This window comes from Streptomyces sp. DH-12, assembly GCF_002899455.1.
Taxonomy (GTDB): Bacteria; Actinomycetota; Actinomycetes; order Streptomycetales; family Streptomycetaceae; genus Streptomyces.
In genome coordinates, this window is record NZ_PPFB01000001.1 from 4241177 (window position 1) to 4255826 (window position 14650).

A 14650-nucleotide genomic window follows, 5' to 3' on the forward strand; every position below is an offset into this window, starting at 1 on the left:
GGGAAGCTGCTGCGACGATACGCCGATGATGACCCTTGATGTGCTGCGAGGTCTCGGGGGGAGGGCGAGGATGGAGACCGAGTCGGAACCCTACGTCCGTCTGGCATCGCTGCGACAACTCCACCAGGCCATGGCCGACATGAACACGGCGCGCAGTCTGGCGGACACCTTGCAGACCGTCGCCGACGGCGTCGTGGGAGCCCTCGGGTACGAGCTGGCCTGCGTCAATCTCGTACGCCCCGACGGCGACCTCGTGGTCGCCGCCCTCGCCGGCAACGCGGCGGCCGAGGCCCTCATCACCGGCCGGGTCGGCTCGCGCGAGTCCTGGGACCGCCGGCTCACCATGGGCGAGCGCTGGGGCGATCTGGTGTTCATACCGCACACCGAGGGATGGGTCCTCGACGACGACGACGTCCCGCAGTGGTACACCGACGGGCCCGACCCCCGCTTCGAGGACGAGTGGCACCCCTCCGACCGGCTCTTCGCCCCGATGTACGCGCCCGGACCGCAGGGCGGCGGCACCTCCGGCGAACTGATCGGCGTGCTCTCCGTCGACCGCCCGCGCAACGGCCGCCGGCCCGGCGCCTGGGGCCGCGAGGCCCTGCAGATGTACGCCTTCCAGGCCGCCATCGCGATCAGCAACGCCCGGCTGCGCTCCAACATGCAGCGCGCCCTGGTCCGCCTGGAGCGCGAGCAGCAGGCGCTGCGGGCCAGCGAGGAGAGCTTCCGGCAGGCCTTCGAGTACGCCCCCTCCGGCATGGCCATCGCCGAGATGGGCGGCGACCAGCACGGCCGGATCCTGCGCACCAACGACGCCCTGTGCCGACTGCTCGGCCGGCCCGCCTCCGCGATGCGCCGCTACTCCTTCTCCGACCTGGTCCACCCCGAGGACATAGGCACCCTGCTGCGCACCTCCGCCGAGGGCGGCCGGGCGGAGCTGCGGCTGTGCCGCCGCGACGGCACCTACGTGTGGGTCTCCCTGCGCAACTCGGTGGTCGCCGACGCCGCCGACGGGCCGCGCTTCCTGCTCACCCACGTCGAGGACATCGAGGAGCGCAAGCGCCGCGAGCTCCAGCTCGCCCACCGCGCCTCCCACGACTCGCTCACCGGACTGCCGAACTCCGCCGAACTGCGCTCCCGGCTCTCCTCCCGGCTGTGCAGCCAGCAGCCGCAGAGCGCGCTGCCGACGGCCGTGGACCCCATGGCGCCCTACGAGTCCTTCGGCTCCCACGACGCCGCCTACGGCCCGCCCGCCTTCGACCGCGGCCACGACTTCGACTTCCCGCCCGGCAGCGACGCGTACGACGGCTACGACCACCATGTGCACACCGTCGCGCCCGCCGGGGACGCCGACGACGGCGCCAAAGGGCTCGCGGTGCTCTTCTGCGACCTCGACGGCTTCAAGTCGATCAACGACCGGTTCGGGCACAACGCGGGCGACGCGGTCCTCATCGAGGTCGCCCGCCGGCTCAGCAACGGCGTGCGGGACGGCGACACCGTGGCCCGGCTCGGGGGTGACGAATTCGTCATCCTCGCCGACGGCCTCGGCCGGGCCGACGCCCAGGACCTCGCCGTACGGCTGCGCAACGAGATCATCCAGCCCATCCGGGCCGAAGGGCGGGCCGTGCGGGTCGGGGCCAGCTTCGGCATCGGGTGGGCCCACTGCGGCATGACGGCCGACGAAGTGCTGAAGTCCGCCGACGAGCGGATGTACGTCGAGAAACGATCTCGTCCCAAACAGCACCGACGCGCTGGATGATGCGCAGGTCAGCGAGTTGATGCGGTCCGGGTCACCCTTTCGGGCCAGGGGAACCGGGTAGGCTCGCCTTCTCCGCACGTACGTACCCGATCCGCAGCTAGGAGCACAGGGGATGACGCCCGGCAACAACGGCGCGAGCACGCCCGAGGACGACGACCCGTTCGGCTACCTGTACGCCGACGGGCAGGCCAACGGAGCCCAGCCGCCGTCCGGGGGTTACGGCTACCCGAACTCGGTCAACCGGGTGCGGCCGGTCGGTTCCCGCCAGTACGGCCAGCAGGGACCCGCCCCGCAGGCGCCGCCCCAGCAGGGCGCCTTCGGCCGGCCCAGCGCGCACTACGCCGCGCCCGAGACGCTGCCCGGGGCCGCGCCCGCCGCGCGTTCGCCCCAGCCGTCGCGCGGTGGGGGCGGCCGCGGCGGCGGCCCGAACACCAAGGGGCTGCTCATCGGCGCGATCGCCGTGGTCGCCGCGGTCGTGATCGGCATCGGCATCGCCATGATCAGCGGTGACGACGACGACAAGGGCGGCAACGAGGCGGGGCCCACCCCGACCGCCACCCAGGGCAGCAGCGAGCCGAGCCCGTCGGCGAGCGAAAGCGCCGAGGAGCAGTTCGAGTCGAAGCCGATCGACGCGAAGGCGCTGCACCTGTCACCGGGTGTCACGACCGCCTCGGACGTCGAGGGCGCCGAAGCCGACGGCGGCATTTACGTCACGAACCTCAACCAGCCGGGAGCGTCGGTCACTTGGACCGTCGATGGCATTCCGAAGGACGGTCCGTACACCGTCTTCTTCCGCTACAGCACCGCTGACGAGCCCCAGTCGATGACTCTCACCGTCAACGGCAAGCCGTTCGGCAGCAAGCTGAACATGGACAACTTCGCCAACGCCAAGGACGGCGACTTCTCCAAGGGCTGGACCAAGACCTACGCCTGGCCGACGCTGAACGAGGGCACCAACACCATCTCGTTGTCCTGCGGCGACGGCGACAAGTGCAACGTCCTGCTGGACCAGCTGTGGATCAAGGAAGGTCAGGTCAAGGGGTAAGCAGCAGCGATGCGGCGGCCGCCGGCGTGCTGCACACCTGCGGCCGCCGCATCGAGGCTGTCAGATGCGTCCGACTTCGACGCACATGGCAGCAACCCAGCCGGTCTTGCCGGCCCAGCGGACCTTCAGCCAGTCGTTGCCGGTGGGACCACCAGACCAGCAGGTGTACTTGCCCCCGTTGTTATTTCGCGTGCACCTCGACGCACCGCAAGGAACCTTGGTGTCAGGGTCCTTGATAGTTGCGATCTTGGACGCCGAGGTGCTGGCGCTGGCCCGTATGCTGAAGTCATGGCCGTCCTTCTGCCAGACACCAGCCTGCACGGTTTCTGCCGAGGCTGGGGAACCGGTGGTGACAGTAAGCGCCAGAGACGCCATGCCTACCGCGGCAAGCTGCCTGATTACCGTCGACTTTCGCATGTGTTCCCCCTGCGAGAGGTAGATCATTTGGTCGCTGGTGATCTTATGATCTACACAGTTCGGGGCGCAGGGTGCATTTCAGTCATAGCCGATCTCAGGCCGCACTGACCTCCTTGGTCACCGCGACCTTCGCCAGCAGCTCCTGGTAAGCGCCGCGGTCGAACTCGCCGGCAACCGGGGAAACAACCGTTGCCGTGGACAGGGCGACCGCGCGGATCAGGCGTTCCGGCCAGGGGCGGTGTTCCACCAGGGCCGACAGCAGGCCCGCGACGGCCGAGTCGCCCGCGCCGGTCGGGTTGCCGCGCAGGCGGGTCGGCAGGGCCGCGCTCCAGCGGCCCTCCGGGGTGACCGCGAGCAGGCTCTCCGCGCCTAGTGAGGCGACGGCCGCGCGGGCCCCGCGCCGACGGGCGTCCTGGGTGGCGCGCAACGGCTCGTGGAACCCGGTCAGTTCGGCCAGTTCGTCGGCGTTCGGTTTGATGATGTCGGGCCGGCCGGCCACGCCGCGGCGCAGTGCCTCCCCGCCGGTGTCGAGCAGGACCGGGACGCGGGCCGCGCGGGCCGTGCGGACCAGACCCGCGTACGCGCCCACCGGGACGCCCGGCGGCAGGCTGCCGCACAGGGCCACCGCGGAGGCGGACGCCAGCAGGTCCGCGTAGACCTCCTGGAAGGCGGACCACTCGGCGTGGGTGATGTCCGGGCCGGGCTCGTCGAGGCGGGTGGTGGCGCCGGAGCGGTCGTCGACCAGCGTCACCGTGCGGCGGGTGGCGCCGGACACCGGCACCAGGGCGTCCGTGAGGCGCGGGACCTCGGTGAGGCGGTCGCGCAGGACGCGTCCCGTGGGGCCGCCGGAGAAACCCGTGACGGTCACCTCGTGGCCGAGCGCGGCCAGGACGCGGGCCACGTTGACGCCCTTGCCGCCCGGGCGTTCCAGCACCTCGGAGACCCGGTGCGAGGCTCCGGTCCGCAGGGACGGGACGCGATAGGTGATGTCGAGAGCGGTGTTCAGCGTGACCGTGAGGATCACCGGGCCGACCTCCCCCTCTTGCCTGGCCTTCCGTGGCCCCGAAGTCACGATCATGCCAAAAGGAAGGCGGTCGGCCCAGCCCCGGGACCGGCCGTCGTCGGCCGGTCCCGGGGACGGATCAGGCCAGTTGGGGAGCGACCGCCCATTCCCCCTTGCGCATGACGGCCACCAGCTCGAAGGCGTCGTCCAGCACGACCAGGTCGGCGTCCTTGCCGGGCTCCAGCGAGCCGATGCGGTCGTCCAGGCCGAGCAGCCGGGCCGGGTTGGCGGAGATCGCCGCGACGACGTCCTCGACGGGCAGCCCGTCCACCGTCACCGCCCGCTTGAAGGCGCGGTCCAGGGTGAGCGTGGAGCCGGCGATCGAGTTGCCCTCCACCAGCCGGGCCACGCCGTCCGCGACCTCGACCTCCAGGGTGCCGAGCATGTAGCGGCCGTCGCCGAAACCGGCCGCGTCCATCGCGTCGGTGATGAAGGCGACCCGGTCGCGGCCCGCGTGGTGGAAGGCGAACTGCAGCGCGGCCGGGTGCAGGTGCGTGCCGTCGTTGATCAGCTCGACGGTGACCCGCTCGTCCTCCAGCAGCGCGGTGATCGGACCGGGGGCGCGGTGGCCGAACGGCGGCATGGCGTTGAACAGGTGGGTGGCGACGGTCGCGCCCGCGTCGACGGCGGCGACCGCCTGCTCGTAGGTGGCGTCGGTGTGGCCGACGGCGGCGATCACGCCGTGCTCGACGAGCAGCCGTACGGAGTCCAGGCCGCCGGGCAGCTCGGTGGCCAGCGTCATCATCCGGGCGTGGCCGTGGGCCGCGTCGATCAGCTTGCGGACCTCGGCCGGGTCGGGGTCGCGCAGCAGCGTCTCGTCGTGCGCGCCCTTGCGGCAGGGGGAGATGAACGGCCCCTCGAAGTGGATGCCGGCGATGTCGCCCTGCTGGGCCAGCTCCGCCAGCATCCCGGCGTGCCGGGCGAGGAAGTCCAGGTCGCCGGTGACGGCGGAGGCGACCACGGTGGTGGTGCCGTGCCGCAGGTGGGTGCGGACGCCCTCCAGGACGTCCTCGGCGGTGCCGCCGGCGAAGGACATCCCGCCGCCGCCGTGGTTGTGGAGGTCGACGAAGCCGGGGACCAGCCAGTGGCCGCGCAGGTCGACCGTCTCGGCCGCCCCGGCCGTCGTCGCCGGGGCCGGGCCGGCGATGCGCGTGCCCTCGACGGTCACGCTGCCGCCGTCCACGGTCCCGGTGGGCAGGACCACCCGGGCACCGGTGAGAACCTTGGTGGGGGCCATCAGGTGGTTACCTCCGAGGGGTCAGTGGTCTCGATCAGGTCCCGGGCGAGGAGCCCCGCGCCCAGGCATCCCGCGGTGTCCCCGAGGGCCGCGGGGACCAGGGACGGCAGCTTCTGGAAGGTGGCCCGCCGCCGGACGGCCTCCCGCAGCGGTGTGAACAAGGTTTCCCCCGCCTCGGCGAGCCCGCCACCGATGATCAGCGTGCGCGGGTCCAGCAGGGTGAGCGCGGTGACCAGGCCGTCGGCGAGCGCGTCCACCGCGTCCTGCCACACCCGTACGGCCCGCCCGTCGCCCGAGGCGACGGCCTTCGCGCAGTCCGTCGCGTCCGCGTCCGGGTCGCCGCAGGCCTCGGCCCACGCCCGGCTCACGGCCGACGCGGACGCGAACCGCTCCAGACAGCCGCGCTGACCACAGGGACACTCCGCGCCGCCGGGCCGTACGACGATGTGGCCGATCTCGCCCGCGAAGCCGTGCGCGCCGGCCTCGACCGTGCCGTCGATGCCGATGGCGCCCGCGATGCCGGTGCCGAGCGCGACGAAGAGGAAGCGGTCGGCGCCGCGCCCGGCGCCGATGCGGCCCTCGGCGAGACCGCCGGTGCGCACGTCGTGGCCGAGGGCGACGGGGACGCCGCCGAGCCGCTCGGCGAGCAGGGCGCGCAGCGGGACGTCCCGCCAGCCGAGGTTGGCGGCGTAGGCGGCGACGCCCCGCGCCTCGTCGACGATGCCGGGGACGGCGACGCCGGCGGCGGAGGCCGGTTCGCCGTGGGCGCGGACGCCGTGGGCGCGGAGCTCCGCCGCGAAGTCGAGGATGCCCTCGACGACCGCGTCCGGGCCGTGCTCGCGGCCGGTGGGGCGGCGGGCCCGGTGCAGCAGCTCGCCGTCCGCCCCGACCAGGGCGGCCTTCATCCCGGTGCCGCCCACGTCGAGGGCGATGACATGTTTCACGGGAAACAGTGTGGCCCGCGGACCCGCGAGAGGTCTAGTCCAGTTACGTGGTGTAGACCTTAGTCCGATTATCGGAACCATGACAGACGGCGCTCGGCGCCGGACTGGAGGAGAGCACGTGCGACGGCGGGTCAGGACAAGGACGATCGCGGCGGTGTGCGCACTGGGACTGACAGCGGTCCTGAGCGGATGCGGAGCCGGGGGCGCTTCCTCCGACGTGACCCTCACCCTGGTCGCCGCCGAGTACGGCAACGGCGCGGCCGACAGCTCCAAGAAGTACTGGGCCGACCTGGTCGAACGGTACGAGTCCGACCACCCCGGCGTGGACATCGACGTCAGCGTGTACTCCTGGAACGACGTCGACCGCAAGGTCAAGGAGATGGTCGACGCCGGGAATCCGCCGGACATGGCGCAGATCGGCGCGTACGCCGACTACGCCTCCCAGGGCCTGCTCCACCGGGTCGGCGACCTGCTCTCCATCCCCGTCCAGGCGGACTTCCTCTCGCAGCTCTCCACCGCGGGCGAGGTCGGCAGCGTGCAGTACGGCATGCCGTTCGCGGCGTCCACGCGGCTGCTGTTCTACAACAAGGCGCTGTTCGCCGAGGCCGGGCTCACCCCGCCGGAGACCTGGGACGAGCTGGTCGAGTGCGCCGAGGCGCTCAAGGCGCGCGGGGTGAAGTTCCCCTACGCGCTGCCGCTCGGCCCGGAGGAGGCGCAGGCCGAGACCATGCAGTGGCTGCTGAGCGGCGACGGCGGCTACACCGACATCGGCGGCAGTTACCGCATCGACGCGACGGAGAACGTCGCGACCTTCACCTGGCTGCGGGACGAACTGGTCGGCAAGGGGCTCACCGGGCCCGTCGCGCCCGGCGAGCTCGACCGCGCCGAGGCGTTCGAGGCGTTCGCCGCCGGCGAGGTCGGCATGCTCAACGGGCATCCCTCGCTGATGGAGATGGCGCGGAAGAAGGGCGTGAAGTACGGCATGGTGCCGATCCCCGGCGTCGACGGCGAGAGCCCGTCCGCGCTCGGCGTGACCGACTGGATGACGGCGTTCGAGAAGAACGGGCACCGCGACCAGATCGGGGACTTCCTCGACTTCGTCTACAGCGAGAAGAACGTGCTGGACTTCTCGCGCGAGTACGACCTGCTGCCGGTCACCGGATCCGCGTCGCAGGCGATGGCGGCGTCGGGGCAGGACAAGGAAATCAAGCCGTTCCTGGACCAGTTGCCGCTCTCGGAGCTGTACCCGGTGGGGAAGACGTCGTGGGCGGCGGTGAGCGCGGCGGTCAAGCAGAAGATCGGCGAGGCCGTGGAGCCGGACGGGAGCCCCGCGGGCGTGCTGGGCGAGCTCCAGGCGACGGCCGTGCGCGCGGACAGCGCGGGGTAGCCTGCCGGCATGGGTGAAGGTGAGGGGCTGGGGCGCCTCGAGCGGGACGTGCTCGCGCTGGAGCGCCGGGGGGCGGTGTCGCCCGGGGCGAAGGAGCGGGTGATCCGGGAGGAGCTGGGGCTGGCGCCGGTGCGGTACTACCAGCTGCTGAACGCGCTGCTCGATGATCCGCGGGCGCTGGCCCACGACCCGGTCACCGTCAACCGCCTGCGGCGAGTGCGGGAGGCGCGGCGCGCGGAGCGGTGACCGTCCCGGGGCCACACCCCGGACGCCTCCCGCCGGCCCTGACCGGGCCTCGTCCTCACATGCCGGAGGGGCTGGAAGCAGCCCCTCCGGCATGTGAGGAGCGAAACCCGCGTCAGGCGAGCCGCTCCGCCAGCGCCCGCAGCAGCCCCACCACCCCCGCCGGGCCGTCGACCACCAGGTCGGCCCGCTCGCGGAGCTCCGTGACCTCCTCGCTGCCGCTGCACACCAGCAGCCCCGGCGTGCCGGAGGCGCGGAGCTTGTCGACGGCGGTGAAGGCGGCCAGGTCGCCCAGGTCGTCCCCGGCGTACAGCACCGCCTCCGCGCCGATCTCCCGCGCGTACTCCAGCAGCGCGACCCCCTTGTCCATCCCCGGCGGGCGCAGCTCGAGGACCATGCGGCCCGGTTCGACCACCAGACCGTGCCGGGTCGCGAGGCCGGTCAGCGGCTCGCGCAACGCCTCGAAGGCGGCCTGCGGGTCGGACGCCCTGCGGGTGTGGACGGCCACCGCCCGCCCCTTCTCCTCGATCCACGTGCCCCGCCACGCGCCCACCCGGTCCAGCAGTCCCGGCAGCTCCGCGCGGACGGCGGCGACGCCGGGATGCGGGGCGGGCGCGGTGACGGAGCCCGTGACCGCGTCCCAGCGCTCGGCGCCGTAGTGACCGAGCACCACCAGGTGCTCCAGGCCGGGCACGCCCGCGAAACCGCCGTGGCGGACCGCGACGCCCGGCGGCCGCCCGGTGACGACGGCCACCGCGGCCACCTCCGGGGCGAGCGCGGCGAGCGCGGGCACCGCGTCCGGGTGCGCGCGGGCCTGCTCCGGGTCGGGCACGATCGGCGCGAGCGTGCCGTCGAAGTCGAGCCCGATCAGCGCCTTGCCCGGACGGGCCAGGAGCGCGTCCAGCCCGTCCCGCCCGGCCTGCGTGGCGGGCGTCGGCAGGGCGCCGGGGTCCGTGGAATCCGTATGACTGGCCATACGCCCCAACCTATCCACGCCCGCCCGGTGTCACGCCTGTCCGGCGGGCCGTTCCGGTCGGTGGCCGGTATCGCCGCGCAGCGCCTCCAACTGGTCCAGGAACCAGCGCGCCGGGGGCAGCGCCGTGGCCGCCGCGGCCAGTCGCTTGCTGCGTTCCGTGCGGTCCTCCGGGCGCATCGACAGCGCCTCGTGCAGTGCCTGGGCGGTCTGCACGACGTCGTACGGGTTGACCGTGATCGCGTCCTCGCCCAGTTCCTCGTGGGCGCCGGCCTCCCGGGACAGCACCAGCGCGCAGCCCGCGTCGGAGACCACCGGGACCTCCTTGGCGACCAGGTTCATGCCGTCGCGGATGGGGTTGACCAGGGCCACGTCGGCCAGCCGGTACGCGGCCAGCGAGCGCGCGAAGTCGTCCTTGACGTGCAGCACGACCGGACGCCAGCCCGGCGTGCCGTACCGCGCGTTGATCTCCTCGGCGAGCCGCCGCACCTCGGCCGTGTAGTCGCGGTAGACGGCGAGATCCTGCCGGGACGGGTAGGCGAAGGCGACGTGCACCACGCGCTCACGCCACTCGGGGCGGTCGTCCAGCAGCTGCCGGTAGGCCAGCAGGCCGCGGACGATGTTCTTGGACAGCTCGGTGCGGTCGACCCGGACGATGGTCCGGCGCCCCTCGCCGATCTCCTCGCGCAGCGCGGCCATCCGCTCGTCGACGTCCGCCTCGTGCGAGCGGGCGCGCAGGAAGTCCGCGTCGGCGCCCAGGCCGTGCACCCCGACGCGGGTGTCGCCCAGCCCGCCGACGAAGCGCTCGCAGCACGCGGTGAAGGCGTCCGCCCAGCGGCGGGTGAGGAAGCCGAGCCGGTCGGCGCCGAGCATCCCGCGCAGCACCTGCTCCGCGATGTCGTCCGGCAGCATCCGGAAGTACTCCGGCGGCGCCCACGGCGTGTGCGAGAAGTGCCCGATGCGCAGGTCGGGGCGCAGCTCGCGGAGCATCCCCGGGACCAGGGTCAGGTGGTAGTCCTGCACCATGACCGCCGCGCCCTCGGCCGCCTCCTCGGCCAGCGCCTCGGCGAACGCGCGGTTGTAGCTCTCGTAGGAGGCCCACCGGCGGCGGAACTCCGCGTCGAAGACCGGCTCCAGCGGGGTCTGGTACAGCATGTGGTGCACGAACCACAGCACCGAGTTCGCGATGCCGTTGTACGCGTCCGCGTGCACGTCCGCCGGGATGTCCAGCATCCGCACGCCGTCCTCCCCCGCCCGTCGCCCGCCACCACCCCTCTGCGGAGGAGCCTCCGGCCCCGCCCCTGCGATTCCGCGCCGCACGGCCTCGCGGTCGCCGTCGGAGAGCGCCGAGCACACCCACAGCGCGCCCGACTCGGGGCCGATGGCCGACAGACCGGACACCAGTCCGCCGCCGCCCCGCTTGCTCCGCAGCGAACCGTCGTCCGCCACCGCGTACGACACCGGCCCCCGGTTGGAGGCGACCAGTACCTGAGCTGCACCGAAGCTTGAAGCCATACGCCACAACCTAGCCCGGCCCCCCGGGCCTCAAACGTGCCGGTGCGTCACACCGGCCGGTGACGGGGGCGGGGGTCAGGCGACCCGCCGCGCCTGGTACTCCGCGATCTCCCGCATCGGCGGCCGCTCCTCGGTGTCCACCGCGTACGTGCGGGGCTCGAAGGCGTTCCCGCTGCGCTCGAACTGGGTCAGCGACGGCCGCAGCAGGTGCGCGCGGGCCAGCCGCAGCTGCGCGGTGCGGTAGATCGCGGCGGCCATCCGGCCGAGCGCCTGCCCGTCCTGGTGCCGGTGCTTGCGCACCCCCACGTCCACCTGGGCCAGCGCGTCCAGGCCCACCAGGTGCAGGGCGTCGACCAGCATGCCCAGCTCGACGCCGTAGCCGACGGGGAACGGGAGCTGTTCGAGCAGGCCGCGGCGGGCCGCGTACTCGCCGCCCAGCGGCTGGACGAACCCGGCGAGCTGCGGCCAGTGCATGTTGAGCAGCGGGCGCGCCATCAGCTCCGTGACCCGGCCGCCCTGCCCGGCCCCCGCGCCGGCGGTGTTCCCGCCGGCCAGGGTCAGGGGGCGGTCGTACATGGCCTTGACGAGGTGCAGGCCGGGGTCGGTGAGCAGCGGGCCGACGATGCCGGTGACGAAGTCGGAGGAGAAGTCCCTCAGGTCGGCGTCGACGAAGCACACGATGTCGCCGCGGGCCACCAGCAGCGACCGCCACAGCACCTCGCCCTTGCCGGGCACGGCCGGTATGCGGGGCAGGATCGCGTCCCGGTGGACCACGGTCGCGCCGGCCGCCGCGGCCACCTCGGAGGTGCGGTCGGTGGAGCCGGAGTCGATCACCACGACCTCGTCGACCAGCGGCACCTGGAGCACCAGGTCGTGCCGGATGACGGAGACGATGTCACCGACCGTGGCCTCCTCGTTGAGCGCGGGCAGCACCACGCTCACCGTCTGTCCCGTCGCCCGTTTCGCCGCCAGGATCCGGTGCAGGGGACGGTCCGACACCGACCAGGAGCGCTCCGACAGCCAGCGCTCGACTTCTTCCAGCACGGCGGACTCCTCACTGGCTGGTGATCCATCTCGGGGTTCGGACGGCTCTCTGCACCGTCCGGGCCTTCGGTTACAGTCTTGAACAGCGCTGACGGACCCCGCATCCCGGGGGGTGTCGGTGCGCACAACTGAACACCGCTCATCCAGAGGGGCAGAGGGATACGGCCCGATGAAGCCCCGGCAACCCTCCAGTCGGTTCCTGTCACGCGGACGTGGCGAGGCTCCCGGCTAGGGAAGGTGCCAAATCCGTCTCACGGCGAGATGCGTCGTGAGGAAGATGAGGAGAAAGGGCCTCGCCTCCATGGCTGTGCAGACTGTTGCAAGCACCACCGACTCCGCGGACTCCGTCGACCTGGGTCCCGCCGCCGCGCTGTCCTGCCGCGAGTGCGGCCACCGCGTCCCCCTCGGCCCGGTCTTCGCCTGCGAGGAGTGTTTCGGCCCGCTGGAGATCGCCTACGACTTCTCCGGCTACGACGCCGAGGAGCTCCGCAAGCGCATCGAGGCGGGCCCCGCGAACATCTGGCGCTACGCCCCGCTGCTGCCCGTCCCCGCGGACGTGGCGGACAAGCCCAACCTGAACCCGGGCTGGACCAAGCTCGTCCGGGCCGACAACCTCGCCCGCGAGCTGGGCGTCACCGGCGGCCTCCACGTCAAGGACGACTCCGGCAACCCCACGCACTCCTTCAAGGACCGGGTCGTCGCCCAGGCCCTGGAGGCCGCGCGCGCGTTCGGCTTCACCACGCTGTCCTGCTCCTCCACCGGCAACCTGGCCGGCGCGGTCGGCGCCGCCGCCGCCCGGGCCGGCTTCCGCTCCTGCGTGTTCATCCCGCACGACCTGGAGCAGGGCAAGGTCGTCATGGCCGCCGTCTACGGCGGCGAGCTCGTCGGCATCGAGGGCAACTACGACGACGTGAACCGTTTCTGCTCCGAGCTGATCGGCGACCCGGCCGGCGAGGGCTGGGGCTTCGTCAACGTCAACCTGCGGCCGTACTACGCGGAGGGCTCCAAGACCCTCGCGTACGAGATCTGCGAGCAGCTCGGCTGGCGGATCCCGGACCAGATCGTGGTCCCCATCGCCTCCGGCTCGCAGCTCACGAAGATCGACAAGGGGCTGCAGGAGCTGATCAGGCTGGGCCTCGTCGAGGACCGGCCGTACAAGATCTTCGGCGCGCAGGCCGCGGGCTGCTCGCCGGTGTCCACCGCGTTCAAGGCCGGCCACGACGTGGTCCGCCCGCAGAAGCCGGACACCATCGCCAAGTCGCTGGCCATCGGCAACCCGGCGGACGGCCCCTACGTGCTCGACATCGCCCGGCGCACCGGCGGCGCGGTGGAGGACGTCACCGACGAGCAGGTCGTCGACGCGATCAAGCTGCTGGCGCGCACCGAGGGGATCTTCGCGGAGACCGCGGGCGGCGTCACGGTCGGCGTGACGAAGAAGCTGATCGAGGACGGGGTGCTCGATCCGTCCCTCACGACGGTCGTGCTGAACACCGGGGACGGCCTGAAGACGCTGGACGCGGTGGCCGGGACCGGGCTGACCGCGACGATCCGTCCCAGCCTGGAGTCGTTCCGTGAGGCCGGGCTCGTCTAGGAGCCGCTCCAGCTTTCCATCCGCGGGCCGGGGGGCCGATCACGCCGTCCCCCGCGCCCCTGGCACGTCATCCGACCGGAGGTTTCCCACGTGAGCGTCACCGTCCGCATCCCCACCATCCTGCGCACCTACACCGGCGGCAAGGCCGAGGTCCCCGCCGAGGGCGCCACCCTCGGCGAGGTCATCCAGGACCTGGAGAAGAACCACACCGGCATCGCCGCCCGCGTCCTGGACGACCAGGGCAAGCTGCGCCGGTTCGTCAACGTCTACGTCAATGACGACGACGTGCGCTTCGAGCAGGGGCTGGAGACGGCCACCCCGGACGGCGCCGGCGTCTCGATCATCCCGGCGGTCGCCGGAGGCTGATCATTGCCTTCGGTAATGACAGTGACCGGGCGTTTACGGCATTGCCCCCTCCGTGAGAGATGCGGAGGGGGCAATTCCATGAGGTTGAGCGCGGTAGAGTTGGGGAACGCGCTCCCGATCCAGTGATCGAGAAGCCTGAATTCCTGCCGCGGACCCGACTGGATGTAGCCAAAGTGCGGGCTCCTCTCGCGGCTTTTGTCTCCTTTGCCCGGCCCGACTTGCCCTGAATTCTGGCGAATTCTGGCCACATTTCGGACCGGTGGCGTCCAGATTTCTCGTCCGATTGACCTGTTGCAGACGGCAGTTGGACAGATACATTCAGCCGCGGTCGACGCGTTCCGGCGCACGCCCCCAACCGTTGGGGGGTGAGGTCTGACCCGGGTCCGCGAAGTGTGGATCTGTGCAAGGGCCAGTAATAGGGGAGTTAGGCATGGCTCAGGGCACCGTCAAGTGGTTCAACGCGGAGAAGGGGTACGGCTTCATCGCGGTCGACGGTGGTGCGGATGTTTTCGTCCACTACAGCGCCATCCAGATGGACGGCTACCGCACCCTTGAAGAGGGCCAGCGGGTCGAATTCGAGATCTCGCAGGGTCAGAAGGGCCCGCAGGCCGACATGGTTCGCGTCACCGCCTGAACGCGCTACCAGCCGCACGCGACATCTTCTGCCGGCGGCAGGGCCCGCACCTTCCGGGGTGCGGGCCCTTCGTCGTGCCCGGGGCCGGCGGGGCGCGTGAGGCGTCGTGGGGTGTCACGGGAGCTCCATGGGCGCACGCGTCGCACGCGCCGTGTTCGCCGGGGGCTGAGCGCGGGCGCGATCCCTTGGCACGCCTGGCCCGTACGGCCTTCCGCGATCCCTCTCGTCCGACGCCGCTTCGCGAGCGCGCCTTGCGCCCTCCCGTCACCCGACCGCCACCCCTCGACGAGCACTCGCTTCGCGAGCGCGCCTTGCGCCCTCCCGTCACCCGACCGCCACCCCTCGACGAGCACTCGCTTCGCGAGCGCGCCTTGCGCCCTCCCGTCGCCCGACCGCCACCCCTCGACGAGCACTCGCTTCGCGAGCGCGCCT

At 72.2% G+C, this 14650-nt stretch carries 14 protein-coding genes and 1 riboswitch; of the genes, 7 read left to right on the forward strand and 7 right to left on the reverse strand.

Annotation, left to right across the window (positions count from 1 at the left end; genetic code table 11):
- Nucleotides 1-70: 70 nt before the first annotated feature.
- Both cdgB and C1708_RS18060 read left to right on the forward strand, forming a co-directional pair.
- Entirely contained in the window at nt 71-1759 is a 1689-nt protein-coding gene (gene cdgB, locus C1708_RS18055; protein WP_106413644.1) for a diguanylate cyclase CdgB, read from the forward strand.
- A gap of 112 nt (nt 1760-1871) precedes the next feature.
- The gene (locus C1708_RS18060) at nt 1872-2804 is read left to right on the forward strand and encodes a carbohydrate-binding protein (protein WP_106413645.1); all 933 of its coding nucleotides are present in this window, start codon (nt 1872-1874) and stop codon (nt 2802-2804) included.
- Between the two features lie 60 nt (nt 2805-2864).
- On the opposite strand, the gene C1708_RS33755 is transcribed toward C1708_RS18060, so the two are convergent.
- The 4 genes from C1708_RS33755 to C1708_RS18075 all read right to left on the reverse strand — a co-directional run bounded on the left by C1708_RS33755 (nt 2865) and on the right by C1708_RS18075 (nt 6465).
- A complete protein-coding gene (locus C1708_RS33755) occupies nt 2865-3248 on the reverse strand; it encodes an SH3 domain-containing protein (RefSeq protein ID WP_133169071.1) in 384 nt (127 codons plus the stop codon).
- Nucleotides 3249-3315: 67 nt separating this feature from the next.
- Nucleotides 3316-4245: a 1-phosphofructokinase family hexose kinase gene (locus C1708_RS18065; protein WP_106413646.1), complete on the reverse strand. Its 930-nt coding sequence runs from the start codon at nt 4243-4245 to the stop codon at nt 3316-3318.
- Nucleotides 4246-4363: 118 nt separating this feature from the next.
- Nucleotides 4364-5521 carry an N-acetylglucosamine-6-phosphate deacetylase gene (nagA, locus tag C1708_RS18070; RefSeq protein WP_106413647.1) on the reverse strand — a complete coding sequence of 386 codons (1158 nt, stop codon included), beginning with the start codon at nt 5519-5521 and terminating at the stop codon, nt 4364-4366.
- A complete protein-coding gene (locus C1708_RS18075; protein WP_106413648.1) occupies nt 5521-6465 on the reverse strand; it encodes an ROK family protein in 945 nt (314 codons plus the stop codon). The genes nagA and C1708_RS18075 overlap by 1 nt, the downstream gene beginning before the upstream one ends.
- A 79-nt stretch (nt 6466-6544) precedes the next feature.
- Between C1708_RS18075 and C1708_RS18080 the strand changes: the two genes are divergently transcribed.
- Both C1708_RS18080 and C1708_RS18085 read left to right on the forward strand, forming a co-directional pair.
- On the forward strand, nt 6545-7852 hold the full coding sequence (locus tag C1708_RS18080; protein WP_106413649.1) for an ABC transporter substrate-binding protein: 1308 nt from the start codon (nt 6545-6547) through the stop codon (nt 7850-7852).
- A gap of 9 nt (nt 7853-7861) precedes the next feature.
- Entirely contained in the window at nt 7862-8098 is a 237-nt protein-coding gene (locus C1708_RS18085; protein WP_106413650.1) for a DUF3263 domain-containing protein, read from the forward strand.
- Between the two features lie 112 nt (nt 8099-8210).
- On the opposite strand, the gene otsB is transcribed toward C1708_RS18085, so the two are convergent.
- From otsB to C1708_RS18100, 3 genes are all read right to left on the reverse strand, one after another.
- A complete protein-coding gene (gene otsB, locus C1708_RS18090; protein WP_106413651.1) occupies nt 8211-9071 on the reverse strand; it encodes a trehalose-phosphatase in 861 nt (286 codons plus the stop codon).
- A 30-nt stretch (nt 9072-9101) separates the two neighbouring features.
- Nucleotides 9102-10583: an alpha,alpha-trehalose-phosphate synthase (UDP-forming) gene (locus C1708_RS18095; RefSeq protein ID WP_106413652.1), complete on the reverse strand. Its 1482-nt coding sequence runs from the start codon at nt 10581-10583 to the stop codon at nt 9102-9104.
- 75 nt (nt 10584-10658) lie between these two features.
- Nucleotides 10659-11627 (reverse strand): glucosyl-3-phosphoglycerate synthase, encoded by a 969-nt coding sequence (locus tag C1708_RS18100; protein WP_106413653.1) that lies wholly within the window; start codon nt 11625-11627, stop codon nt 10659-10661.
- Between the two features lie 136 nt (nt 11628-11763).
- A riboswitch (SAM riboswitch) is annotated at nt 11764-11911 on the forward strand.
- Between the two features lie 17 nt (nt 11912-11928).
- Here C1708_RS18100 and thrC point away from each other — a divergent pair.
- The 3 genes from thrC to C1708_RS18115 all read left to right on the forward strand — a co-directional run bounded on the left by thrC (nt 11929) and on the right by C1708_RS18115 (nt 14218).
- On the forward strand, nt 11929-13218 hold the full coding sequence (gene thrC, locus C1708_RS18105; RefSeq protein WP_106413654.1) for a threonine synthase: 1290 nt from the start codon (nt 11929-11931) through the stop codon (nt 13216-13218).
- 90 nt (nt 13219-13308) lie between these two features.
- Nucleotides 13309-13584, forward strand: a complete 276-nt coding sequence (locus tag C1708_RS18110; RefSeq protein ID WP_106413655.1) for a MoaD/ThiS family protein — start codon at nt 13309-13311, stop codon at nt 13582-13584.
- A 430-nt stretch (nt 13585-14014) separates the two neighbouring features.
- Entirely contained in the window at nt 14015-14218 is a 204-nt protein-coding gene (locus C1708_RS18115; RefSeq protein ID WP_004986573.1) for a cold-shock protein, read from the forward strand.
- Nucleotides 14219-14650: the final 432 nt, after the last annotated feature.

Coding starts and splice junctions, on each gene's coding strand:
- cdgB (WP_106413644.1), top strand. CDS start 71: ATGGAGACCGAGTCGGAACCCTACGTCCGTCTGGCATCGCTGCGACAA.
- C1708_RS18060 (WP_106413645.1), top strand. CDS start 1,872: ATGACGCCCGGCAACAACGGCGCGAGCACGCCCGAGGACGACGACCCG.
- C1708_RS33755 (WP_133169071.1), bottom strand. CDS start 3,248: ATGATCTACCTCTCGCAGGGGGAACACATGCGAAAGTCGACGGTAATC.
- nagA (WP_106413647.1), bottom strand. CDS start 5,521: ATGGCCCCCACCAAGGTTCTCACCGGTGCCCGGGTGGTCCTGCCCACC.
- C1708_RS18080 (WP_106413649.1), top strand. CDS start 6,545: ATGACAGACGGCGCTCGGCGCCGGACTGGAGGAGAGCACGTGCGACGG.
- C1708_RS18085 (WP_106413650.1), top strand. CDS start 7,862: ATGGGTGAAGGTGAGGGGCTGGGGCGCCTCGAGCGGGACGTGCTCGCG.
- otsB (WP_106413651.1), bottom strand. CDS start 9,071: ATGGCCAGTCATACGGATTCCACGGACCCCGGCGCCCTGCCGACGCCC.
- C1708_RS18095 (WP_106413652.1), bottom strand. CDS start 10,583: ATGGCTTCAAGCTTCGGTGCAGCTCAGGTACTGGTCGCCTCCAACCGG.
- thrC (WP_106413654.1), top strand. CDS start 11,929: ATGGCTGTGCAGACTGTTGCAAGCACCACCGACTCCGCGGACTCCGTC.
- C1708_RS18115 (WP_004986573.1), top strand. CDS start 14,015: ATGGCTCAGGGCACCGTCAAGTGGTTCAACGCGGAGAAGGGGTACGGC.